Source organism: Marinovum sp., from assembly GCF_048263515.1.
Classification (GTDB): domain Bacteria; phylum Pseudomonadota; class Alphaproteobacteria; order Rhodobacterales; family Rhodobacteraceae; genus Marinovum.
This window is the reverse complement of sequence record NZ_JBLXEC010000005.1, coordinates 165604-188993: the sequence shown is the minus strand read 5'-3', so window position 1 is coordinate 188993 and position 23390 is coordinate 165604. Positions and strand designations below refer to the sequence as shown.

The window sequence follows — 23390 nt, the reverse complement described above, 5'->3', positions numbered from 1 at the left end:
GGGCAGGACATGGAAGGTTTTACACTTGTTGACGGCATTGTGGCCGTTGTCATCGTGCTATCCGCACTCTTGGCCTATTCGCGCGGTCTGGTGCGTGAAGCCATGGCAATCGCCGGCTGGGTCGCCGCCGCGATCCTGGCTTTCATCTTTGCGCCGCAGGTCGATCCGCTGGTCAAGGAAATCCCGGTGCTGGGCGATTTCATCCGCGACAGCTGCGAGTTGAGCATCATCACCGCCTTTGCGGTGGTCTTTGCCGCCGCTCTGGTCGTCGTGTCGCTGTTCACGCCGCTGTTTTCGTCGATCGTCCAGCGCTCGGCGCTTGGCGGGCTCGACCAGGGGCTCGGGTTCCTGTTCGGCGTGGCGCGAGGCATCCTTCTGGTGGCGATCGCCTTCTTCGTCTACGAGACAGTAATCACCAGCCAGGACATCGCGATGATCGACGACTCGCGCTCGGCGCAGGTCTTCGGCCGGATGACCGACGCCATCGAAGAGCGCAACCCCGAGCAGGCGCTGGGCTGGGTCACCACGCAATACGAAGAGCTCGTCGGCGTCTGCGACGCACCTGCACAGTAAGAAATTCGGAACAGCGGCGGCCCTCGGGCCGCCGCTTTCGGTTTCAGCCGGGCCCGCGGCTGCCCGCGGGATGCCGCAGCACCCTCCGTTCGGCCGAACTTTATCCCAGCCAAATCCGCAAGACCTCCGAGCGAGGCACCAGCAGGCCCAACCAAAGCGGCAGCCCGTCCGGACGGGCAGCCGCTGGCCCGGCGGCCTATGTCCTTGATTCCGGGCCACTCGCAGGCTCCACCGTTGTCATCGCAGTTTGTTGAGCCACAGTCTCCGCCGGACCGAGGCACAAGCCGGGCCAGCGGCTGCCCGCGGGATGCCGCAGCACTCTGAGTTCGGCCGCACTTTATCCCAGCCAATTCCGCAAACCCTCCGAGCGAAACACCAGGCCCAGCCAAAGCGGCAGCCCGTCCGGGCGGGCAGCCGCTGGCCCGGCGGCCTGTGGCCTTGATTCCGGGCCCTCGAAAGCCCGGCGATCCTCCCCTCCCCGCACATGCCACAAACTTGACCGTCATAGTTCCGTGACATGTCCGCACCGAAGGCTTAAGTAACCCCCGTAAGCAATAACGGATTCGGAGCCACACCTTGGCCGACGCCCTGATGCCCCCCGCTCATCCTTTCGATGACGACAAACTCAAAGAAGAATGTGGCGTCTTTGGCGTTGTCGGTGTGACCGATGCTGCCAATTTCGTCGCGCTCGGTCTGCACGCCCTGCAGCACCGCGGCCAGGAAGCCGGGGGGATCGTCTCGTATCACCCCGACCATGGCTTCAACTCCGCACGCCGCTTCGGCTATGTGCGCGACAACTTCACCAAGCAATCGCTGATGGAAACGCTGCCGGGCGATCTCGCCATCGGCCATGTGCGTTATTCCACCGCCGGATCGAAGGGACAGACCGCGATCCGCGACGTCCAGCCCTTCTTCGGCGAATTTTCCATGGGCGGCGCGGCGATCGCCCACAACGGCAATATCACCAATGCCGAGGCGCTCCGGCGCGAGCTGATCGAGCGCGGCTCGATCTTCCAGTCCTCGTCGGACAGTGAATGCATCATCCACCTGATGGCCCGCTCGCTGCAGCGCCGGGTGCCGGAACGGATGCAGGACGCCCTGCGCCGGGTCGAAGGCGCCTTCTCCATCGTCGCCATGACCCGGACCAAGCTGATCGGTGTGCGCGATCCCCTGGGCGTGCGGCCGCTGGTGCTGGGCAAGGTCGGCGACGACGGCTACGCGCTGTCGTCAGAGACCTGCGCGCTCGACATCATCGGCGCCGAGCTGATCCGCGAGGTCGAGCCCGGCGAAATGGTGGTGATCGAGAACGGCGAGGTGCATTCGCACCGCCCATTTGCACAGGCCAAATCGCGCTTCTGCATCTTCGAACATGTCTATTTCTCGCGCCCCGACAGCATCCTCGGCGGCCGCTCGGTCTATGAGACCCGGCGCCAGATCGGCGTCGAACTGGCCCGCGAAGCCCCGGTCGAGGCCGATCTCGTCTGCCCGGTGCCCGACAGCGGCACCCCGGCGGCGATCGGCTTTGCCCATGAGAGCGGCATCCCCTACGGCATGGGCATCATCCGCAACCAGTACATGGGCCGGACCTTCATCGAACCGACCGAGCAGATCCGCAACATGGGCGTGCGGCTCAAGCTCAACGTCAACCGCGCGCTGATCGAAGGCAAGCGGGTGATCCTGGTCGACGACTCGGTGGTGCGTGGCACCACCAGCCGCAAGATCAAGGAGATGATCCTCGATGCCGGCGCCAAGGAGGTGCACTTCCGCATCGCCAGCCCGCCCACCGCCTGGCCCTGTTTCTACGGTGTCGACACGCCGCAGCGCGAAAAGCTGCTGGCCGCCACCATGAGCGAGGACGAGATGCGCGATCACCTCAACGTCGATTCGCTCAAGTTCATCTCGCTCGACGGGCTCTACCGCGCCGTGGGCCAGGCCGAAGGCCGCGACAATGCCTGCCCGCAGTATTGCGACGCCTGTTTCTCCGGCGAATATCCGGTGATTCCGGCCGACATGATCGAAAAGGGCTTCGAGATGAAGGCCGCCGAGTAACGCGGGGTAAACATCCCCCCTGCGACCGCCGCGACCCAGTGCCGCAATAAGCCGTAATTTGCCGCCCCGATCCAGCATCGGGGCGTCAATCTGCCGATGATCTTTCGGCCCCTTCCCCTATACGTCCGGACCGCCTAGATGCCTTTCGCAGCGTCGCAGTGCGACAGCCTACCCGGTAGGCTTGTGATGCTTCTACTTATGGGGAAAGCCAAATGGCACAGACTGTCACGATCACACCCGAGACTCAGGCCGCGGCCACGCAAAAGGCCGAGATGCCGATGCTGGAAACCGTCCTGCTCGGCACCCTGACCTCGCAATCCGGCCCCAAGGCCATCCTGCGCAACGGGTACGGCGGCGTGAACACCGTCGGCATCGGGTCTCATATCAACGGCGGCGAGGTGACCGCCATCCGCGACGGCGAGGTCTTCATCTCGCGCGACGGCCGCGGCATCAAGCTCACCATCCCGGGGTCCTGATCCCGGCGACATTCCGACATCCCGAGCGGCGGCGCGCAAGCTTCGCCGCTTTTTCACGCCCGCCCCCGGGCCACCCCTCGGCCTCTCAAGCGCCAACACCCCCGCCCAAATACGCAATTCCCCGCCCCGCCCCATGCGCTCCGGCTTGACCTTCGCGCCGAACCGCAGCAAACCCGGCGCATGACCGAGAAAACCGCCCTGATCACAGGCGCCTCCCGCGGGCTTGGCGCTGCCCTGGCCGAAGCGCTGGCGCCGACCCATCACATCATCGCCGTGGCGCGCACCACCGGTGCGCTCGAGGAACTGGATGACCGCATCCAGGCCAAGGGCCACAGCGCCACGCTGGCGCCGATGGACATCACCACCGAGGCCGCCATGGCGCAGCTCTGTCGCGGCATCCACGACCGATGGGGCAAGCTCGACCTCTGGTGCCACACCGCCGTGCATGCCGCGCCGCTGACGCCGGCCAGCCATCTCGACATGAAGGACTGGCAGAAGAGCATCGAGGTCAATGTCACCGCCATGGGCCGGCTGATCCCCTTCATCGCGCCGCTGCTGGGCACCGAGGGACAGGCGGTGTTCTTCGACGATCCCCGCGCCGGGCAGAAGTTCTTTGCCTCCTACGGCGCCACCAAGGCCGCGCAGATCGCGCTCGCCCGCAGCTGGCAGGCCGAGACCGAGAGCACCGGTCCCCGGGTCCACGTTCTGGAACCGGCGCAGATGCCCAGCGGCACCCGCGCGCGCTTCTTCCCGGGACAAGAGGCCGAGCTTCTGGCGCGTCCGCGCGACGAGGCGGCCAAGGTGGTGGCGGCGCTGAACCTCGGCTGATCCCGACGCGGCGGAATGGCATTTCGGCACCGGTCGGCGGGGGCATCCGGCCTGCCCCGCCTTGCCCCTGAGCGCCCGCTCCACTAAGCAGAGGCCAGCTTTCATTCGGGGTCTCCATGCGCATTCTCATCACCAATGACGACGGCATCAACGCGCCGGGCCTGAAGGTTCTTCACAAGATCGCCGAGGAGATCGCAGGCCCGGGTGGCGAGGTCTGGACCGTCGCCCCGGCGTTCGAGCAATCGGGCGTGGCGCATTGCATCTCCTACACCCATCCCTTCATGGTCTCGGAAATGGGCGACCGCCGCTTTGCCGCCGAAGGCAGCCCGGCCGATTGCGTCATGGTGGGCCTGCACGACGTGATGAAGGACACCCCGCCCGATCTGGTGCTGTCGGGCGTGAACCGCGGCAACAACTCGGCCGAGAACGCACTTTATTCCGGCACCCTGGGCGGCGCGCTGGAGGCGGCGCTGCAGGGCTTGCCGGCGATGGCGCTGTCGCAGTACTACGGCCCTGACAACCGCGATCTCGACGACCCCTTCGAGGCCGCCCGCGTGCATGGCGCCGACGTCATCCGCAAGGTGCTCTCGGCCCGGTTGGCCAACCCCTCGGCCTACCAGCTGTTCTACAACATCAACTTCCCGCCGGTGGCGGCGGCCGAGGTCAAGGGCACCCGCGCCGCGCCGCAGGGCATGCGCGACAACACCGCCTTCAGCGTCGAACCGCATCTCTCGCCCTCCGGCCGGCGGTTCTTCTGGATCCGCGGCGGCGACCAGCGCGCGCCGGTGGCGCCCGACAGCGACGCCGGCGTCAACCTCGACGGCTATATCTCGGTCACCCCGATGCGCGCCGACCTGACGGCGCCCGATGCGCTCGATGCGCTGAGAGGCGTGCTGGAATGACCCCCGAGGCCGAACGCAAGATGCAGTTCCTCTATGCGCTCCGCTCCAAGGGCGTGACCGACAAGCGCGTGCTGACCGCGATGGAAAAGATCGACCGCGCGGATTTCATCCAGGGGTTCTTTTCCGAACGCGCCTACGAGGACATGCCGCTGCCCATCGCCTGCGGCCAGACCATCAGCCAGCCCTCGGTGGTGGGGCTGATGACCCAGGCGCTCGACGTGCAGCCGCGCGACACCGTGCTCGAGGTCGGCACCGGCTCCGGCTATCAGGCGGCGATCCTGAGCCAGCTGGCGCGGCGGATCTACACCGTCGACCGGCACAAGCGGCTGGTGCAGGGGGCGCGGGCGGTGTTCGACAAGCTCGACCTTGCGAACATCACCGCCTTTACCGCTGACGGCTCCTTCGGACTGCCCGATCAGGCGCCCTTCGACCGCATCCTGGTGACCGCCGCTGCCGAGGACCCGCCGGGCCCGCTCTTGGCGCAATTGCGCGTTGGTGGTGTCATGGTGCTGCCGGTGGGGCAATCCGATGCCGTTCAGCGCCTGATCCGGGTCAGGCGTGATGAAAACGGCTTCGATTACGATGAATTGCGCGCCGTGCGCTTTGTGCCGCTGGTCGAGGGACTTGGGCGCGACACGTGAACGGTGTATAAAATTGGCAACAGAACATCCGGGGCAACCGGACGAAGTTTGAGGGATATCGAGATGTGGAGTTTTCCGCCCCGCTTTCCGGTGATCGTGGCTGGCTCGGCGCTGGTCGGTCTGGCCGCCTGCGAGAGCCTGCCGAATGATTTCGACCTGCGCGGCAGGATCGGCGACAGCCAGTATGACACGTCGGAAGCGGCGCGCAATGCCACGGCGAGCCGGCCAAGCCCCGACAGCCGCGGGATTATTTCCTATCCCAACTACCAGGTCGCCGTGGCGCGGCGTGGCGATACCCTGGGCGGGTTGGCGCAGCGCATCGGCATGAGCGTCGCCGATCTGGCCAAGTTCAACGGCATGCGCGCCGACGACACCCTGCGCGCCGGAGAGATCGTGGCCCTGCCCTACAAGGTGACCGAGCCCGCCACAGGCCCGATCCGCCCCGCCAACGAGGCCCGCGACATCACCGAGATCGCCGGTGCCGCGATCAACAATGCCGCCGCCACACCGGTGACCACAAGCGAACTTCCGCCGGTGCAGACCGGCGCCGAGCCGGTGCGCCACAAGGTGGAACGCGGCGAAACCGCCTTTACCATCGCGCGGCTCTACAACGTCTCTGTACGTGCGCTGGCCGACTGGAACGGGCTCGACCGCGAATTCACCGTGCGCGAGGGCCAGTTCCTGCTGATCCCCACCGTGCGGGATGGCGCCGCCGCCACCCGGCCCGAGCCTGCGGCCACAACCACCACCGAGCCCGGCCAGGGCTCGCCCACGCCGACACCGCCGAGCGCCTCGAAGCCGCTGCCCGCCGCCACCCCGGCGCCCGCCGCCGCCCCGGTGCCGACACCGCCCTCGCCCGACCTCGGCAAGGAGCAGACCAAGGCCCCCGCCAAGTCCGCGCGCATGCAGATGCCGGTCTCGGGCTCGGTGATCCGCGAATATGCCAAGGGCCGCAACGACGGCATCGACATCGCCGCCAGCGCCGGCACCCCGGTCAAGGCCGCCGAGGCCGGCACCGTCGCCGCGATCACCGCCAATGCCGATCAGGTGCCGATCGTGGTGATCAAGCACGCCAACAACGTGCTGACGGTCTATGCCAACGTCGACGGCATCACCGTCAAGAAGGGCGACAGCGTCAGCCGCGGCCAGACCCTGGGCAAGGTGGCGGCGGGCGATCCGTCGTATCTGCACTTCGAGGTCCGCGAAGGCTTCGAGAGCGTCGATCCCCTGCCCTACGTTCAGTAACTTCAGCAAGTTCCCCGGAAGGACCGCTCATGCCCACGCCCAAACCCGTCGCCGGCGCGCTGCTTGCGCCGATGCGCTTTCCGAAGGTCGGGGGTGGCGAGATCACCGTCGGCGGCGAGCGCGAGGCCTGGACCCTGCTGGTGGTCTATCGCGGCAAGCATTGCCCGCGGTGCAAGAAGTACCTCAACGGGCTCGACGCGATGCGCGGCGACTGGCAGGCGGCGGGGTTTGACGTGGTGGTGGTCTCGGCCGATCCCGAGGCCAAGGCGCAGGCCGATGTCGCGGAATTCGGCTGGGGGTTCGACCTGGGCTATGGTCTGAGGCGCGATCAGATGGCCACGCTGGGGCTCTATGTCACCCAGCCTTTGTCTGACGCCGAGACCGACGCGCCCTTTGCCGAGCCCGGTGTGTTCGTCCTGCGGCCCGACGGCAGCCTGTTGCTGATCGCTTTGTCCAACGGTCCCTCGGCCCGGCCCGACCTGGCGGAATTGCTCGACGGGATGGTGTTTACCAAAGAGACCAACCGCCCGCCCCGCGGGACGCTTTAAGCAGCGTCGCGGTGGAGGCCCCGGGTCAAGCCCGGGGCGCGTTGCGGCCGGGTCTGCGGCTTGTCCCCGGCTTTTCGGGCGTGTCGGGAACCATGTTCCGCGTCTTTCTCAGGCTCCCCTGACCCAAAGCACGACATGCGCCGGGCCAGCGGCTGCCCGCGGGGTGCCGCTGAAACAGTCGTTCTGCAGCGCTTTATCCCGGCCAACTCCGGAAGACCTCGGACCGGAGCGCCAAGCTCAGCCAAAGCGGCAGCCCGGGGGGCGGGCAGCCGCTGGCCCGGCGGGCTTGCGCCCTTGTTCCGGGCCACGAGGAGATTGAGGTACGCGCTGCAACAAAGCCCCACCCGCCACAAGCACCCCACGCGCCGGGCCAGTGGCTGCCCGCGGGGTGCCGCTACATCAGTCGTTCTGCAGCGCTTTATCCCAGCCAAATCCGGAAGACCTCGGACCGAAGCGCCAAGCCCAGCCAAAGCGGCAGCCCGGTGGGGCGGGCAGCCGCTGGCCCGGCGGGCTGACGCCCTTGATTCCGGGCCACGAGGAGACTGATGGACGCGCTGTGATGAAGCCCCACCCGCCACAAGCATCCCACGCGCCGGGCCAGTGGCTGCCCGCGGGATGCCGCTGCAACAATCGTTCTGCAGCGCTTTATCCCGGCCAAATCCGGAAGACCTCGGACCGACGCGCTTACGTCAGCCAAAGCGGCAGCCCGATGGGGCGGGCAGCCGCTGGCCCGGCGGGCTTGCGCCCTTGTTCCGGGCCCTGAGGAGAACGGCCTACGCGCTATGTAACAGCGTCGTGAGACGTACGCGGCAATACGCCGGTTCAGCCCAGCGCCACGCCCCGGCGACCAGCGAGATCGGTAAAGAACTGCCAGGCCACCCGGCCAGACCGTCCGCCGCGCGTCGCCTGCCATTCGACTGCTTCCGCCCTGAGCGTCTCGTCGTCGATCTCCAGCCCGTAGGCATCGCAATAGCCGCGGATCATCGACAGGTATTCGTCCTGCGTGCAGGGATGGAAGCCCAGCCACAGCCCGAACCGATCCGACAGCGAGACCTTCTCCTCGGTCGCCTCTGACGGGCTGATTGCCGAGGAGCGCTCGTTCTCGATCATGTCGCGCGGCATCAGGTGGCGACGGTTGGAGGTGGAATAGAACACCACGTTCTCCGGCCGCCCCTCGATGCCGCCGTCCAGCACCGCCTTCAGCGACTTGTAGTGCTGGTCATCATGCGAAAACGACAGGTCGTCGCAGAACAGCACGAAGCGCTCCTTGCGGCCGCGCAAAAGGCCCAGCAGACGGCCCACCGAGGGCAGGTCCTCGCGCTGCAGCTCGACGATCTTGAGCGCCTCGCCCTGCCGCAGCACCTCGGCATGCACCGCCTTGACCAGCGAGCTCTTGCCCATGCCCCGCGCGCCCCAGAGCAGCGCGTTGTTGGCCGGCAGACCCCGGGCGAACTGCAGCGTATTGGCCAGCAGCGTGTCGCGGGCCCGGTCAACGCCGATCAGCAGGTCGATCTCGACCCGGCTGACCTGCGGCACCGGCTGCAGCCGGTCGGGCTCCACGTGCCAGAGAAAGGCGTCGGCGGCCTTGAAATCAGGCGCGGGCTGCGGCGCCGGGGCGATGCGTTCCAGCGCCGCGGCGATACGTTTCAGGGCTTTGCTCATCAGCTCTTGTCCGGTTTGCCGAGGTCGTCTTCGTCGTCTTCGTCGAATTCCGACATCAGCGGGTCGTCAGCCAGATCAGGCGCCAGATCGTCGGCCATGTCCTCGCCTTCTTCCTCGTCCTCGAACCAGAGACCCTGGGCGCGCAGATCGGCCTCGCGCTTTCGGTCGACCCGGCGAACCAGGAAGATCGACACCTCGTAAAGCCCGTAGACCACCACGAAGAGGATCACCTGGGTGATCACGTCGGGCGGCGTCACCAGAGCGGCCAGCACAAGGATGGCGACCACGGCGTATTTGCGCACCGCGCCCAGCCCCTCGGCGTTGACCAGCCCGGCCTTGCCCATCAGAGTCAGCAGCACCGGCAGCTGGAAGCAAAGGCCGAAGGCCACGATGAACTTGATCGTCAGGTTCAGGTATTCCTGCGCCGAGCCCTGGAAGACCACCGAGAGCCCCTGGTCGATCTCTTCGCCGACCACTGCCTCGCCTTCGGCGCCGAACTGCTGGAAGCCGAGGAAGAAGTCATAGGCCAGCGGCGTCACCACGTAGAACGCGAAAGACGCGCCGAGAAAGAACATGAAGGGCGAGGCGACCAGGAAGGGCAGGAAGGCGCCCTTTTCGGACTTGTAGAGGCCCGGCGCAACAAAGCGCCACAACTGGTTGGCGATGAACGGAAACCCGAGGATGAAGCCACCCAGGAACGAGACCTTGATCGCCACGAAGAACCCTTCCTGCGGCGAGATGAAGATCAGGTCGCAATCCTGCCCGCGCTCGGCCAGAACCTCGCAGAGCGGGTTGGTCAGGAAGTTGAAGATCGGCGTGGCCACGGTGAAGCAGATCACCATGCCGATCACGAAATAGACCACGCAGCGAATGAGCCGCGTGCGCAGCTCGGCCAGGTGTTCGATCAGCGGGGCTGAGCTGTCTTCGATCTCGTCGGTCGGGCTCATCAGAGGTCTTTCGTTTCCTGAGCGGGCGTCGCCGGCGCGGGGGTGTCGACCGCGGCCTCGGCGGCCTCGGCGGCCTTGATCGCCGCGTCGGCCTCGCGCCGCTTGCGCTCGGCCGCGGCGCGCGCGGTGGCGGCCTGGATCTTCTTGGTCTGCTCGGCGCGCTTGGCGGCGGCCTCGGGGTCCTCGACCTTGCTGCCGGAGGGACCCTTCTTCTTGCCGTTCTCCAGATCACCCAGCGGATCGGCCATCTGGCGGGCGGCGTCCTTGACCCCGTCCATCGCCGATTTCATCGGGTTCGAGGCGGTGTGAATGGTCTTCTTCAGGTCGCTCACCCCGGCCTCGTCGGCGGCCTCGTTCATGGCACGGCTGAATTCGCGCGCCATGCCGCGGGCCTTGCCCACGAACTCGCCGGCACGCCGGAACAGCACCGGCAGGTCCTTGGGGCCGACGACGATCAGCGCCACCACCCCGATGACCAGAAGCTCGGACCAGCCAAGGTCGAACATCTGCGGTTAAACCTTGTCTTTTTCTTCGCGCGGGGTGACGTCCTTGGCGGTATCGCCAGTCTTGTCATCCAGCTCGTCGCTCTCTTCGCTGCCGTCCTTCACGCCTTTCTTGAACGCGGTGATGCCTTTGCCCACCTCGCCCATCAGCGAAGAAATCTTGCCGCGGCCAAAGAGCACCAGGACCACGATGGCAATCAGAAGAAGGCCGGGAAGGCCGATATTGTTCAGCATGGGTTCTGTCTCCACCTCTTGCTGCCGCGCCAGCCGCGCGGCTCTCAGGGACCTTGCATAAAGCCTTCGGTCCCCCCCTGAAAGTGGCAAAACACCCTATTGGGGGGCTGGTGATGCGGCAAATTCGGGTGCATTTTGACAGTAAGTTGTCAGGTGACAGGTTACTGTCAGTAATGGCGTCGAAGCAGGAGCGAATCGGGGATGAAACGGGCGGACCGGCTGTATCGGCTGATGGAGCTTCTGAAGGATGGGTCGCTGCACCGGGCCGAGGATCTGGCGGGCGATCTCGGCGTCTCGGTGCGCACGATCTATCGCGACATGGACACGCTGATCGACAGCGGCGTGCCGGTGATCGGTGAACGGGGCCTGGGCTATTCGGCGCAGGCGGCGATCACCCTGCCGCCGATCAACCTCACCGATGGCGAACTCGAGGCCCTGCACCTCGGCCTCGCCGTGGTGGCGCAGTCAGGGGAAGAAGAGATCGCCGAAGCCGCCCGCGCGCTTTCGGCCAAGATCGACGCGCTTTTGCCAGAGGATCACGCGGCACCGACGCAATTTGCCTTTGCCGCCTACCCCTTCGAGGCGGCGGCGCGGGGCTTTCGCCACATGCCGGCCTTTCGCGCCGCAATTCGCGCGCGGCAGAAGCTGCGGATTACGCTGGAGGACGGCACCAGGCACGACCTGAGGCCGCTGGAGCTGCGTTATTGGGGGCGGATCTGGGCCTGTGTCGGCTGGAGCGAGAGCAGCGGCGATTTCACCAGCTTCCGCATCGACCAGATCGAGACACTGGCACCCCTGCCCGGCCTCTTTGTCGAGGAGCCGGGCAAGAGGCTACAGGATTTTCACGCGCGCCCCGGGCGTTAGGGCTTGCGGCGCGGCGGCTGGCTGCCGCCCTTGCGGGTGCCTGCGGCCTTGCCCGGAGGGGTGAAGCGCTTGGACGTATCGGACGCGCTGGCGCGCGGCGCGGGCTTGCCCGCCGGCTTGCCGCCGGGGGCCTTGCCGGCCAGCGCCTTGCCGGGGACCGGCTTGCCGCCGGGTTTGCCACCGGGTTTGCCAGCCGGCTTGCCGCCGGGCTTGCCGAAGGGTTTGCCACCGGGCTTGCCGGCACCGCCGGCCTTGAAGGGTTTGCCGGGCTTGTCGCCACGGTCCTTCGGCCCCTTGTCAAAGCCGCGCGGCTTGTCGTCACCGGCGGGCTTGGCGCGTTTCTTGGCCGGGCCATGAGTCTCGGGATCGGCGGGCTTGTATTCCTTCGGCGCGGGACGCGGCTTGGGGGCCTCGTCACGCGGCGGGCGCGGCGCGTCGAAATCGCGCTTCGGGCGCGGTGCATCGAAGTCGCGCTTGGGGCGCGGACCGTCAAAGTCCCGCTTGGCGCGCGGCTTGCTCGGACCACGGTCATCGCGCTGGGGACGCGGCCCCTGCGGCGGCGCTTCGGCCGGGCGCACGGTCACGTTCTCGTCCAGCACATTGTCGGCGCCGAGGTTGGCCATAAAGCCGCCGGCGGCCTCCTGGGTCAGTTCGACAAAGGTCTCGTTCTGCTGCACGCGGATGGCGCCGATCGAATCCTTGTCGAGCCCGCCGGCCCGGCAGAGCAGCGGCAGGATCCAGCGCGCCTCGGCGCGGTCGTCGCGACCCACCGACAGCGCGATCCAAGTGCTCGGACCGAAGGGCTTGCGCTCCTTGCGATCCGGGCGGGTGTTGGGATCAGACAGCTCCTCGGGCGCGGAATACCGCGAGCGGGCCAGCCGCAGATAGGCGGCGGCGATGGCCTCGGGGCTGTGCAGGTCCAGCAGGCGCTTGGCGAAATCGGCCTCGTCCTCGCGGATTTCCTCGGACCATGTCGGATCGTTCAGCAGCCGCTCTTCGTCGCGGCGCAGGATTTCGTCAGCGCCCGGCGCTTCGGTCCATTCGGCGGTGACCTTGGCCCATTTCAGCAGCCGCTCGGCCTTTTTCGCCACTTTCGGCGGCACGATCAGCGCCGAGATGCCCTTGCGCCCGGCCCGGCCGGTGCGGCCCGAGCGGTGCAGCAGGCTCTCGAAGTTCGAGGGCAATTCGGCGTGGACCACCAGTTCGAGGTTCGGCAGGTCGATGCCGCGCGCCGCGACGTCGGTGGCCACGCAGACCCGGGCGCGCCCGTCGCGCATCGCCTGCAGCGCGTGGGTCCGCTCGGTCTGGCTCAGCTCGCCCGAGAGCGCCACGACCGAAAAGCCGCGGTTGGCGAACCGCGCGGTCAGCCGGTTCACCGTGGCGCGGGTGTTGGCAAAGACGATGGCGTTCTGCGCGTCGTGATAGCGCAGGACGTTGATGATCGCGTTCTCCGCGTCATGCTGGGCCACCCGCAGCGCCTGATAGGCGATGTCGGCATGTTGGCCCTTTTCGGCCAGGGTGGTGACGCGTACGGCGTCGCGCTGGTAGTTCTGCGCCAGCTTGACAATCATCGGCGGCACGGTGGCCGAGAACAGCAGCGTCCGGCGGTCTTCCGGTGCTTCGCCCAGCATGAATTCGAGGTCTTCGCGGAACCCGAGGTCAAGCATCTCGTCGGCCTCGTCCAGCACCACGGCGCGCAGGTCGCTCATGTCGAGCGAGCCGCGCTGGATGTGATCGCGCAGACGGCCGGGGGTGCCGACAACGATATGCGCGCCGCGTTCCAGCGTGCGCCGCTCGTCGCGCATGTCCATGCCGCCGACACAGGTCGCCATGCGCACGCCGGCCTTTTCATAGAGCCATGTCAGCTCGCGGCTGACCTGAAAGGCCAGTTCGCGGGTCGGCGCGATGATCAGCGCCAGCGGTGCCGCGGCAGGGCCGAACCGGCCGTTCTCGTCCAGCAGGGTCGGGCCGATGGCAAGGCCGAAGCCCACCGTCTTGCCCGAGCCGGTCTGGGCCGAAACCAGCAGGTCGGAAGCAGTCAGCTCCGGGTCGGTGACTGCCGTCTGCACCGGGGTCAACGTGTCATAGCCACGCTCGGCAAGCGCATCGGACAGGGTCTGGATCATGTGGAAAACCGTTCTGAGTGGCGGGCGGGGCAGGATGCCGGCCCATCTGCCCCTAAGGACAGGTTGCGAAACCGCTCGCCTAACGCAAAGCGGGGGGAATGTACATGGCCAATTGGCCATTGCGCGATCTGACGCAGCGCGGCTCAGCCGACCCGGGGGAAGACAAAGCAGCGATCCCGGCGGATCGAGAGCCAGAGCGGCGTGCCCTTCTTGGGCAGAAAGACGTTGGGCACCGTGGCGCGCAGGGTGGTGCCGTCGTGATCCATACGGAACTCGACCAGGCTCTCCTTGCCCATGAAGCGCGCCCGTTCCACCACGCCACGCGCCGCCACGCCGCGTTCGGCGGTGGGATGCGGGCCCTGGCCGGCACGGTCGAAGTCGATGCCCACATGCTGCGGGCGAAAGACGATCTCGACCTGGGCACCGTCGGGCAGACCGGGGGCGAGAAAGTCGCCAAAGGGCGTATCCGCCAGCGCGCCGTGAACTTCACTCTGGATCACGTTGATATCGCTGAAGAAAGCCACCGCTGCCTTGTCCTTGGGCGCGCGGTAGATGTTGTAGGGCGCGCCCTGCTGAACGATCTTGCCATCGCGCATCAGCGCGATCTCGTCGGCCATGCGCATCGCCTCTTCCGGCTCATGCGTCACCAGCAGGACGGCGGTGTCCTCTTCCTTGAGCACTGCCAGCGTCTCGTCGCGGATGCCGTCGCGCAGCCGGTTGTCGAGGCCCGAGAACGGCTCGTCCATCAGCATGATCTTGGGCTGCGGTGCAAGCGCCCGCGCCAGCGCCACCCGCTGCTGTTCGCCGCCCGACAGCTCATGCGGATAGCTGTCGATATAGCGCTCCAGCCCGACCTTGCGCAGCATCTCCAGCGTCCGGGCCCGCGCCGCTGCGCCCTTCTCGCGGAGACCGAAAGAAACGTTGCGCCCGACGTCGAGATGCGGAAACAGCGCGAAATCCTGAAACATCAGCCCGATCGAGCGCCGCTCTGGCGGGACACGGAACACCGTGTCGCAGATCAGCTGGCCGTCGACGTAGATCTCGCCCGCGTCCTGCATGTCGACCCCGGCGATCATCCGCAGCGTCGTCGACTTGCCACAGCCCGACGGCCCGAGCAGGCAGGTCACCTGCCCCGGCTGGATGCTCAGCGAGACATCATCGACCACCCGGCGCCCTTCGAAATTGCGGACGAGGTTGCGGATCTCAAGACGCGGCGGTGGGGGGGCAGCTCTGGTTTCGGGCGGCAAGGGGGCCTCTCGCTTTTCCCGATCAAAACAATCGGCATAACGGTCAGATAGCAATCCCCGCCCGGCCCTGCAAGGTCAGTCCAGAAGGGTAAACTCTGCCTCGGCCCGGACCTGGCCGTTGACCTGGATGCCCAGCCTGTGCGCCCCGGCAAACAGCCGAAAGGTGGTGGCATCCCATTTCAGCCGGTGCGATTTGCGCAAGCGCAGCGGCGTGCCGGCGGTCAGCTGTGTCTGTTTCAGCTTGAAGACCTTTGGCGCCAGCCGCCCGTCGGCCTTGCGGAACCAGATCACGTAGTCGATGAGCACCGGAACATCCTCCGGCGCGGAGAGCCTCAGGTCAAAGACCAGCGGCGCGCCCTTGGCGATGGCCTCCGAGGGCAAGGCAATTTCGACTGTAACCGGCGCCTCGGCATGGTATCCTAGCAGGTCAAGTGCACCGGGATGCCCCTGTTTGATCAGCGTGCGCAGGGCGTGGCGGGTGATCCAGGCCAGTTCGGCCGGGGTCTGCCGCGCTTGCGTCTGCCAAGATGCTAGCCGCTCGATCACCACCTCCGGCGCGATCTTGGCGATGTCGTTCATATGGTTGGCGACCGAACGGGTGACATATCGCGCCCTATCAGCGTGCAGCCGGTCGAGCAGCGGCAGGGGGACCAGCGGATCAAGGGTGATCGCCCGCGCCCAGGGCAGCCGCGCCCGGGTGCCCTCGCTCACCAGCCGGCGCACATGGTAGTTGTCATCCTCGGCCCACAGGCGCAGCCGCGCCAAGGTCTCGTCCGGCCAGCGGTTGAGGAAAGGGCGGATGTAGAACTCCATCGAGAACCGCTGCGTCGCCGCGTGCAACAGGTCGAGCGCGCGCTCGCGATGATGCTCCAGCCCGTGGCGCACCGCGAGTATGCCGGGCACCGCGTGGATGAACTGGCCGAAATCGTCATCGCTGCGCAGGGGATCGAGCGGCGGCGGCATGGCGGCTTCGAGTTGCGCGGCCATCTCCGGGAAATCGGTCGCAAGCTGCGCCTCGATGCCATCGGCCATCGCCTCGAGCCGTTGCAGCAGCGGCAGGTCGGGCAGTTGCGGCAGCACCTCGTCCAGGAACCGCCCGGCATCAAACCCGGGCACTCTGGCGGCGAACTCCCCGGCCAATTGGCCGAGGGTCGCCTGGTTGAACAGGTGATCGCGAAGCGAGAAGGCCTCGCTCACAGCGTCGAATTCACCCCGCCGCCGTCGAGCAGCAGGTTCTGGCCGACGATGAAGCCGGCGTGCTGCGAGCAGAGGAACGCGCAGGTCGCGCCGAATTCCTCGGCGGTGCCGTAGCGGCCAGCGGGAATGGTCTTGCAGCGCTGTACCTTGGCTTCCTCGGGGGTGATGCCCTGCTGCTTGGACAGGCCTTCATCGAGCGAAATCGCGCGGTCGGTGGAATGGATGCCGGGCAGCAGGTTGTTGATCGAGACGCCGCTGCCGGCAACCTGACGCGAGGTGCCGGCGACAAAACCGGTAAGGCCGGCGCGGGCCGAGTTCGACAGGCCCAGCACCGGGATCGGTGCCTTGACCGATTGCGAGGTGATGTTGACCACCCTGCCCCAGCCGCGGTCCATCATCCCGGGCACCAGCGCCTGGATCATCGCGATCGGCGCCAGCATGTTGGCATCGAGCGCCTTGATGAAATCCTCGCGGCCCCAGTCCTGCCACATGCCCGGCGGCGGGCCACCGGCGTTGTTGACCAGGATGTCGGCCTCGCCCGCCGCTTCCAGAACCTTGGCACGGCCTTCCTCGGTGGTGATGTCGCCCGCCACGGCAGTGACCTCGACGCCATGGGCGTCACGGATCGCCTGGGCGGTCGCTTCCAGCGCCTCGGCGCCGCGGGCGTTGATCACGAGGTTCACCCCCGCCTCGGCCAACGCCATGGCGCAGCCCCGACCCAGACCCTTGGAGGCGGCGCAGACCACCGCACGTTTGCCGGCAATTCCCAAATCCATCAGATATCTCCGTGTTGTTCTTCGCTTCTGTCGCGCTTTGCCCTATTGTTGTCAATCACGGGCGCCCGCAGGCGGATGGCCGGGAAATCGCCCGGCCGTTTTCCAAGTGGTGCCACATTCGGCGCAGAGTATACGCCCCAGCAAGAGGAAATTCCGCCCCCCCCGGGGGCGTTCGGAGTACGCCATGGCACGCGGCACATCGCAGACGCTTTCAGTCTATCCGGCCAGCGACCTGACGGTCGTGGACGGCGCCAACCTTGGCGATGAGCTGGGCTTTGGCGACGATCTGCAGCATGACGACGTCTATCACCTCGCTCCAGCCGCCCTGCGGCGCGATCTGCGCGTGCGCCAGAGCGGCCCACGGACGCTGCAACTGGCCGAGGGCACGCGGCTGGGCCAGGCCGGGCGCGACACCTATATCGACGGCTGCATCACCTTCATGGGCAATGACGGCGACACCGTCGACCTGATCGTTCTGGTCGAGGTCGACGAGGCCGGTCTGGCGGCCGGCACCTATGGACTGCCGCTGGGACAGCTGCGCCCGAAGACCGATTACCGCATCATCGGCCTCGATTTCGCCACGCCCGAGCGGCGCTTTGCCGAAGTCGCCTGCGTGTCCTTCACCCATGGCACGATGATCACCATGGCCAGCGGCGCGCAGAAGCCGGTGGAAGAGCTGGTCGCCGGCGACATGGTGCTGACCCGCGATGACGGGCCGCAGCCTTTGCGCTGGATCGGCCAGACCACCACCCGCGCCACCGGCGAAGGCGCCCCGATCCTGATCCGGGCGGGCACGCTCAACAACGCCGGCGACCTGCTGGTGAGCCCCGACCACCGGCTGTTTGTCTACCAGCGTCACGATCGCATGGGCGCCGGCCGGTCCGAGCTTCTGGTTAAGGCGCGGCACCTGATCAACGGCGACAGCGTGCGCCGGGTCGAGGGCGGGTTCGTCGAGTACTTCCAGCTGTTGTTCGACGATCACCAGATCATCTACGCCGAGGGCATTGCCGCCGAGACCCTGCTGGTCGACACCCGCACCCGCGCGGCGCTGCCACCGGCGCTGGACGGCAAGCTGAGCGCGGCCCTGCCGGCACATGACGGCCGGCTGCGGGCGGATTTCGAGCTGAGCGAGAGCCTGGCCTGCCGGCCTGACGCCGCCGAGCTCCTGCGGCGGGCCTCGACCCGGTAGTTCCCTCGCGGTGCGCCGCCCCGGACCTGATCCGGGGCCTCCCGGCCTGCCCCACGTCCAAGCCGCGCATCTCCGGACCGCGGTGCGGCGACCCTCCTTCAGTTCGGTAGCACTTTATCCCGGCAAGTCCGGAAGAGATCAGATCGGCGCGCTTACGTCAGCCAAATCGCCGTGCCGTGGAGGCGGCCCGGCGATGCGCGGCGGCTTGCAGCCACTGTTGACGCGCTGGGAGCGATGAACCGGAGAGTTGAGCCGCGTATCGTCGGGCCGCGGTGCGGCGATCCACCCCCAGTTCGGCAGCACTTTATCCCCGCCATATCCGGAAGAGATCAGAGCGACGCGCTTGCGTCAGCCAAATCGCCGTGCCGGCGGGCGGCCCAGCGATGCGCGGCGGCCTTTGGCCGCTGTTAACGCGCCTGACACACTTTCCCTAGGGCCGCACAGGAGGCCCCGGGTCAAGCCTGGGGCGCGATGTGCTCACTCCCGCAGTGCCGCGATCAGCTCGTCCTTGGTCATATCGCTGCGCCCCTCGATCCCGATCTCCTGCGCCCGCGCGTAGAGCTCATCCTTCGTCCACTCCTCGTAGGGCGGCTGCTTGCCGCCCTTCTTCGAGGGCGCCTGATCATCGCTCGCCTGGGCATTGGCGATCCGCGCCGCCTTTTCCTTGGAATGGCCCTCGTCGCGCAACGCCCGGTAGGTCTCTTCGTCCTTGATGCTCGGGTTCGGCATGTCACCCTCCTGTCGTTTGTCACAAGTTACCACGCGGCCCGGGCGTCTCGCGCCATATTGCGCCGGGACCGGCCACGCTCTATACGCGCGCCATGCTTGACGTGACGCCAAACCGCCCTGACCTGCCTCCGGAAATAGCCCGGCGGCGCACCTTTGCCATCATCTCGCACCCGGACGCCGGCAAGACTACTCTGACCGAGAAGTTCCTGCTTTATGGTGGCGCGATCCAGATGGCCGGACAGGTGCGCGCCAAGGGCGAGGCGCGGCGCACCCGCTCGGACTTCATGCAGATGGAGAAAGACCGCGGCATCTCGGTCTCGGCCTCGGCAATGTCGTTCGATTACAAGACGTTCCGCTTCAATCTTGTCGACACCCCCGGCCACTCGGATTTCTCCGAGGACACCTATCGCACGCTCACCGCGGTGGATGCGGCGGTGATGGTGATCGATGGCGCCAAGGGCGTCGAGAGCCAGACCCAGAAGCTCTTCGAGGTCTGCCGGTTGCGCGACCTGCCGATCCTGACCTTCTGCAACAAGATGGACCGCGAAAGCCGCGAGACCTTCGAGATCATCGACGAGATCCAGGAAAACCTGGCGATCGACGTGACCCCGGCCTCCTGGCCGATTGGCGTCGGTCGCGATTTCATCGGCTGTTACGACCTGATCAACGACCGGCTGGAACTGATGGACCGCGCCGACCGCAACAAGGTCGGGGAATCCATCGAAATCAAGGGGTTGGACGACCCTCTTCTGGCAAAACACGTGCCGGCGGAACTGCTCGAACCCTTCCTCGAAGAGGTCGAGATGGCGCGCGAACTGCTGCCCAAGCTCGACCCGCAGGCGGTGCTCGAAGGTCATATGACCCCAATCTGGTTCGGCTCGGCGATCAACTCCTTCGGCGTCAAGGAGCTGATGGAGGGCATCGGCCAATATGGCCCCGAGCCGCAGCCGCAACGCGCCACCCCGCGCGCGATTTCGCCCGAGGAAACAAAGGTTTCCGGCTTCGTCTTCAAGGTGCAGGCCAATATGGACCCCAAGCACCGCGACCGCGTGGCCTTCCTTCGCATGGCATCGGGCCACTTCAAGCGCGGCATGAAACTGACCCATGTGCGCACCAAGAAACCGATGGCGGTGTCGAACCCCGTGCTCTTCCTCGCCTCCGACCGGGAACTGGCGGAAGAGGCCTGGGCCGGCGACATCATCGGCATCCCCAACCACGGCCAACTGCGCATCGGCGACACGCTGACCGAGGGCGAGGCGCTGCGCGTCACCGGCATTCCGTCCTTTGCGCCGGAACTGCTGCAAACCTGCCGCGCCGGTGATCCGATGAAGGCCAAGCACCTGGAAAAGGCGCTGATGCAGTTTGCCGAGGAAGGCGCCGCCAAGGTCTTCAAGCCCTCCTTCGGCTCGGGCTTCATCGTCGGCGTCGTGGGCGCGCTGCAGTTCGAGGTTCTGGCCAGCCGGATCGAGCTGGAATACGGCCTGCCGGTGCGCTTCGAGCCGTCGCAGTTCACCTCGGCCCGCTGGGTCAAGGGCGACAAGCTGGCGGTCGACAAGTTCATCGCCGCCAACAAGCAGCACATCGCCCATGACAACGACGGCGACATCGTCTACCTGACCCGGCTGCAGTGGGACATCGACCGGATCGAACGTGACTACCCGGACGTCAAGCTGACCGCCACGAAGGAAATGATGGTCTGACCTGACGTCCGCCGGGCAATGAACTTTACGGGGGCGCCCTGAGCACAGCCCCCGTGAAAACACCGCCTAATCGCACCGGCGGCAATTGCCTTGGCGCGGTGAAAGCGGCAGTATCTTCCGCATGAGTGATGTGCCGAATGACCGCCAAACCCCGACCTATGACGCTGGAATCCAAGGGGTTCTGGAACAGATGGAGGCGCGCCGCGAGCCACTGACCTTCTCGCAGGACGAGAGCCTGCCGCCGCTCGAGGTCGATTTCGCGCCGTTCAAGGCGCAGACCGTCCCCACCCCGGCCGAGGATCCGCTGCGCGCCGCGCCGGTGCGTTCCTCGAACCGCCGCAAGCTCTTGGAGATCCGCGAGGAACTGGCCGGCACCTCGGAACTCTGCGCGCTGCACGGCCTGTTGATCGCGCATCTTCGCAAATCCGACCAGCCGCCGCAGACCGCCGCTCTCTTCCGCCGGCTCTGGGCCGAGGAGCATGAACACCTGCTGGCGCAGCTTGATCCGCGCTGGCTGGTCTCGGCACTCACCACATTCGGCGATCACGGCGAGACCGAAGTGCAGCGCCGCATCGGCCAGGCGATGACCGTGCTCTTCGGCATGATGAAGCTCTACGAGAGCGAGCGGCGCTATTCCGGCCTCGCCGCCGACCGGCCTTTTGCGCTGAAGGGCAAGAATCGCGGGCCGCTGCCGCTGGAAATGGACGCCTTTCACCTGCCCGCCGGCGGGCTCGACGTGAACATGCTGGGCCGGCTCTGGGTCGATTCCGGCGAGGACGCGGTGCTGCGGCCGCTGGCGCATCACCTGCTCGACCTGCTGATCCACGATCCGCGCACCGTCTTTCGCCGGCTGCGCGTCATGCGCAAGCGCAAGGAGCGCCGCGATGCCGCCAAGGCCTCCGAGGGCGATGCCCCCGGCGCGCCGAAGGTCACCGCACCGGTCACTTATGTGCCGCCCCGGCGCGGCCCCCTGCCCAGCTGGGGCGTGGTCTGCACCACCCATGCGCCGCTGGCCGACATCCAGCGCTTTGCCGCGCATTATCTGAGCCTTGGCGCAAATCGCATCACCCTCTACCTCGACAGCCCGGCACCCGAGGTCGATGCCTTTTTCGCCGGACATGACAGCGTCGAGGTGATCACCTGCGACGATGCCTTCTGGCAGACCGCCGGCAAGCCCCGCCCCGAGGCGCACCAGCTGCGCCAGGCGCATAACGCGACACAGGCCTACCGCGCCAGCGAGCTCGATTTCATCGGCCATTTCGACACCGACGAATTCCTGCTGCCGGAAATCGAGGTCGCCCGGGGCCTGCGCTTCGTGCCCGAAGATTGCGCCCAGGCCCGGGTGCGCCCGGTCGAGCTGCTGGCCCCCACCGACGGCCCGCCGCAGCACTTCAAGAACACTCACCGTCAGGCGGGCGAGAAACGCGCCGTGCTGAACGAGATCTACCCGAACTACGGCAGCTACCTGACCGGCGGCTTCATCAGCCACACCAGCGGCAAGGTCTTTGCCCGCACCCGCCTGGCCGATGTGCGCCTCGGCATCCATGGGCTGCGGCTCGACGGTTCGGCGGTGGGCAACGAGGCCGAGTTGCCGCGGATGAAACTGGCGCATTTCCACGCCGCGAGTTTCGAGCATTTCCGCGAGAGGGTGATGTTCCGCCTGACCCGCGGCTCCTATCGCAAGCCCGAGGATGACGATGCCATGCGGCTGGGCGACGTGCTGGATTTCGTGCTCGACACCGAGGGCGAGGACGGCTTGCGGCACTTCTTCGACGAGGTCTGCACCGACAACCCCGAGCTGCGCGAGCGGCTGGCGCGCCATGACATGCTGATCACCCATGCGCTTGACCTCGACGCCGAGGTGCGCGCGGTCTTCGGCCCCCGCGAAACCCGGAGTGAGACCAGCGAGGCCGGCGCCGCATGACCCGCTGGGGCATCGTCTCGACCATCAAGGCGCCAGAACGCGACATTCTGAACTTCGCCGCCTACCACCTCGAACGTGGGGCGCATCGGCTCTACATCTACCTCGATGCGCCGGACCAGGCGGTGTTCGACCGGCTCAAGGCGCATCCCCGCATCAAGGTGGTGGCCTGCGACGACAGCTGGTGGGCCAAGCGCCGGGGCCGGCCCGAAAAACACCAGTCGCGCCAGTTCCTCAACGCCCGCCACGCCTACAACCGCAAGGTCGAGGTCGACTGGCTGGCGCATATCGACGTCGACGAATTCCTCTGGCCCGAGCGCCCGATCGACGCGCAACTGGCTGATCTGCCGCAAAGCTGCCTCTGCGCCCGGGTCCGCCCGATCGAGGCGCTGGCCCCCGCCCCAGGCGACATCCGCCCCGAGACCACTTTCAAGGTCTTCCACCTCGCCGCCGATGCCCGCCAGCGCGCCGCCGAGACGGTATTTCCCACCTATGGCCGATATCTCAGCGGCGGCTTTCTCAGCCATGTGGCAGGCAAGCTCTTCTACCGCACCGGCGTCGCCGGGCTGCGCGCCAAAATCCACAATATCGAGGTCGACGGCACCCAGAACCCTGGCGAAGTGGCGCTGACCGAGACCGAGCTCTGCCACATGCATGCGCAAAGCTGGGAGGATTGGCAAAAGAGCTATCGCTACCGGATGCACAAGGGTTCCTACCGGGCCGAGCTGAAGCCGCAGGTCAACCGACAGGCCGGCGGGCTGAGCCTGCATGACCTCTTCACCAGCATCGAATCCCAAGAGGGCGAGGCCGGTCTGCGCCGCTTCTACGACGAGATCTGCGTTGCATCCGAGGCGGTTTGCGACCGTCTGGCGGGAGAAGGGTTGCTCAGACGCCACGATCTTGCATTGGATGCCGCGCGACGGGCGCAGTTCCCTGGGGCTTGAACCCGCCTGAATCGCCCTTATCTGTTCTGAAATAGCGACAAACCGCCCGATTCAGGGTCATTGTTTACGCTGCATTGCAGCATGATTGA

The 23390-nt window shown here is 66.8% G+C and carries 22 protein-coding genes; 13 read left to right on the top strand and 9 right to left on the bottom strand.

Annotated elements, in window-relative coordinates:
* The first annotated feature begins 9 nt into the window (after positions 1–9).
* The 8 genes from ACN0SE_RS07375 to ACN0SE_RS07340 all read left to right on the top strand — a co-directional run bounded on the left by ACN0SE_RS07375 (position 10) and on the right by ACN0SE_RS07340 (position 7262).
* Positions 10–573, top strand: coding sequence for a CvpA family protein (locus tag ACN0SE_RS07375; protein ID WP_417523861.1), 564 nt, complete (start codon positions 10–12; stop codon positions 571–573).
* 591 nt (positions 574–1164) lie between these two features.
* Positions 1165–2622: an amidophosphoribosyltransferase gene (gene purF / locus ACN0SE_RS07370; RefSeq protein WP_417523860.1), complete on the top strand. Its 1458-nt coding sequence runs from the start codon at positions 1165–1167 to the stop codon at positions 2620–2622.
* A gap of 212 nt (positions 2623–2834) precedes the next feature.
* Positions 2835–3098, top strand: coding sequence for a hypothetical protein (locus ACN0SE_RS07365; RefSeq protein WP_417523859.1), 264 nt, complete (start codon positions 2835–2837; stop codon positions 3096–3098).
* Positions 3099–3278: 180 nt separating this feature from the next.
* Positions 3279–3926, top strand: coding sequence for an SDR family NAD(P)-dependent oxidoreductase (locus tag ACN0SE_RS07360; protein WP_417523858.1), 648 nt, complete (start codon positions 3279–3281; stop codon positions 3924–3926).
* A gap of 116 nt (positions 3927–4042) precedes the next feature.
* Positions 4043–4828, top strand: a complete 786-nt coding sequence (gene surE / locus ACN0SE_RS07355) for a 5'/3'-nucleotidase SurE (RefSeq protein WP_417523857.1) — start codon at positions 4043–4045, stop codon at positions 4826–4828.
* Positions 4825–5469 (top strand): protein-L-isoaspartate(D-aspartate) O-methyltransferase, encoded by a 645-nt coding sequence (locus ACN0SE_RS07350; RefSeq protein ID WP_417523856.1) that lies wholly within the window; start codon positions 4825–4827, stop codon positions 5467–5469. The genes surE and ACN0SE_RS07350 overlap by 4 nt, the downstream gene beginning before the upstream one ends.
* 63 nt (positions 5470–5532) lie before the next feature.
* Positions 5533–6714, top strand: a complete 1182-nt coding sequence (locus ACN0SE_RS07345) for a LysM peptidoglycan-binding domain-containing protein (protein WP_417523855.1) — start codon at positions 5533–5535, stop codon at positions 6712–6714.
* A gap of 29 nt (positions 6715–6743) precedes the next feature.
* Positions 6744–7262, top strand: coding sequence for a redoxin domain-containing protein (locus tag ACN0SE_RS07340; protein ID WP_417523854.1), 519 nt, complete (start codon positions 6744–6746; stop codon positions 7260–7262).
* Positions 7263–8084: 822 nt separating this feature from the next.
* Here the strand turns inward: ACN0SE_RS07340 and ACN0SE_RS07335 are convergent.
* The 4 genes from ACN0SE_RS07335 to ACN0SE_RS07320 are packed head-to-tail and all read right to left on the bottom strand — an operon-like array spanning position 8085 to position 10608.
* Positions 8085–8924 carry an ATP-binding protein gene (locus ACN0SE_RS07335; protein ID WP_417523853.1) on the bottom strand — a complete coding sequence of 280 codons (840 nt, stop codon included), beginning with the start codon at positions 8922–8924 and terminating at the stop codon, positions 8085–8087.
* Positions 8924–9871 carry a twin-arginine translocase subunit TatC gene (gene tatC / locus ACN0SE_RS07330; protein WP_417523852.1) on the bottom strand — a complete coding sequence of 316 codons (948 nt, stop codon included), beginning with the start codon at positions 9869–9871 and terminating at the stop codon, positions 8924–8926. The genes ACN0SE_RS07335 and tatC overlap by 1 nt, the downstream gene beginning before the upstream one ends.
* Entirely contained in the window at positions 9871–10377 is a 507-nt protein-coding gene (tatB, locus tag ACN0SE_RS07325; protein WP_417523851.1) for a Sec-independent protein translocase protein TatB, read from the bottom strand. The genes tatC and tatB overlap by 1 nt, the downstream gene beginning before the upstream one ends.
* A 6-nt stretch (positions 10378–10383) precedes the next feature.
* Positions 10384–10608, bottom strand: coding sequence for a twin-arginine translocase TatA/TatE family subunit (locus ACN0SE_RS07320; RefSeq protein WP_417523850.1), 225 nt, complete (start codon positions 10606–10608; stop codon positions 10384–10386).
* A 201-nt stretch (positions 10609–10809) separates the two neighbouring features.
* On the opposite strand from ACN0SE_RS07320, the gene ACN0SE_RS07315 reads away from it, so the two are divergent.
* Positions 10810–11472 (top strand): helix-turn-helix transcriptional regulator, encoded by a 663-nt coding sequence (locus ACN0SE_RS07315; protein WP_417523849.1) that lies wholly within the window; start codon positions 10810–10812, stop codon positions 11470–11472.
* On the opposite strand, the gene ACN0SE_RS07310 is transcribed toward ACN0SE_RS07315, so the two are convergent.
* The 4 genes from ACN0SE_RS07310 to ACN0SE_RS07295 form a co-directional block, all read right to left on the bottom strand.
* Positions 11469–13598, bottom strand: a complete 2130-nt coding sequence (locus ACN0SE_RS07310) for a DEAD/DEAH box helicase (protein ID WP_417523848.1) — start codon at positions 13596–13598, stop codon at positions 11469–11471. The two genes, ACN0SE_RS07315 and ACN0SE_RS07310, sit on opposite strands and share 4 nt — an antisense overlap.
* Positions 13599–13741: 143 nt before the next feature.
* Positions 13742–14845, bottom strand: coding sequence for an ABC transporter ATP-binding protein (locus ACN0SE_RS07305; RefSeq protein ID WP_417523847.1), 1104 nt, complete (start codon positions 14843–14845; stop codon positions 13742–13744).
* A 75-nt stretch (positions 14846–14920) separates the two neighbouring features.
* Positions 14921–16042, bottom strand: coding sequence for a hypothetical protein (locus ACN0SE_RS07300; RefSeq protein ID WP_417523846.1), 1122 nt, complete (start codon positions 16040–16042; stop codon positions 14921–14923).
* Positions 16039–16818, bottom strand: coding sequence for an SDR family oxidoreductase (locus ACN0SE_RS07295; RefSeq protein WP_417523845.1), 780 nt, complete (start codon positions 16816–16818; stop codon positions 16039–16041). Before ACN0SE_RS07295 ends, ACN0SE_RS07300 begins: the two co-directional genes overlap by 4 nt.
* 184 nt (positions 16819–17002) lie before the next feature.
* Between ACN0SE_RS07295 and ACN0SE_RS07290 the strand changes: the two genes are divergently transcribed.
* Positions 17003–18007: a Hint domain-containing protein gene (locus ACN0SE_RS07290; RefSeq protein WP_417523844.1), complete on the top strand. Its 1005-nt coding sequence runs from the start codon at positions 17003–17005 to the stop codon at positions 18005–18007.
* 477 nt (positions 18008–18484) lie between these two features.
* Here ACN0SE_RS07290 and ACN0SE_RS07285 read toward each other — a convergent pair whose 3' ends face one another.
* The gene (locus tag ACN0SE_RS07285; protein ID WP_417523843.1) at positions 18485–18736 is read right to left on the bottom strand and encodes a Rho termination factor N-terminal domain-containing protein; all 252 of its coding nucleotides are present in this window, start codon (positions 18734–18736) and stop codon (positions 18485–18487) included.
* Positions 18737–18828: 92 nt separating this feature from the next.
* On the opposite strand from ACN0SE_RS07285, the gene ACN0SE_RS07280 reads away from it, so the two are divergent.
* From ACN0SE_RS07280 to ACN0SE_RS07270, 3 genes are all read left to right on the top strand, one after another.
* Complete coding sequence (locus ACN0SE_RS07280) at positions 18829–20436, top strand: peptide chain release factor 3 (protein WP_417523842.1); 1608 nt, start codon at positions 18829–18831, stop codon at positions 20434–20436.
* Positions 20437–20557: 121 nt separating this feature from the next.
* On the top strand, positions 20558–22360 hold the full coding sequence (locus ACN0SE_RS07275; protein WP_417523841.1) for a glycosyltransferase family 2 protein: 1803 nt from the start codon (positions 20558–20560) through the stop codon (positions 22358–22360).
* Complete coding sequence (locus ACN0SE_RS07270) at positions 22357–23301, top strand: glycosyltransferase family 2 protein (protein WP_417523840.1); 945 nt, start codon at positions 22357–22359, stop codon at positions 23299–23301. Before ACN0SE_RS07275 ends, ACN0SE_RS07270 begins: the two co-directional genes overlap by 4 nt.
* Positions 23302–23390: the final 89 nt, after the last annotated feature.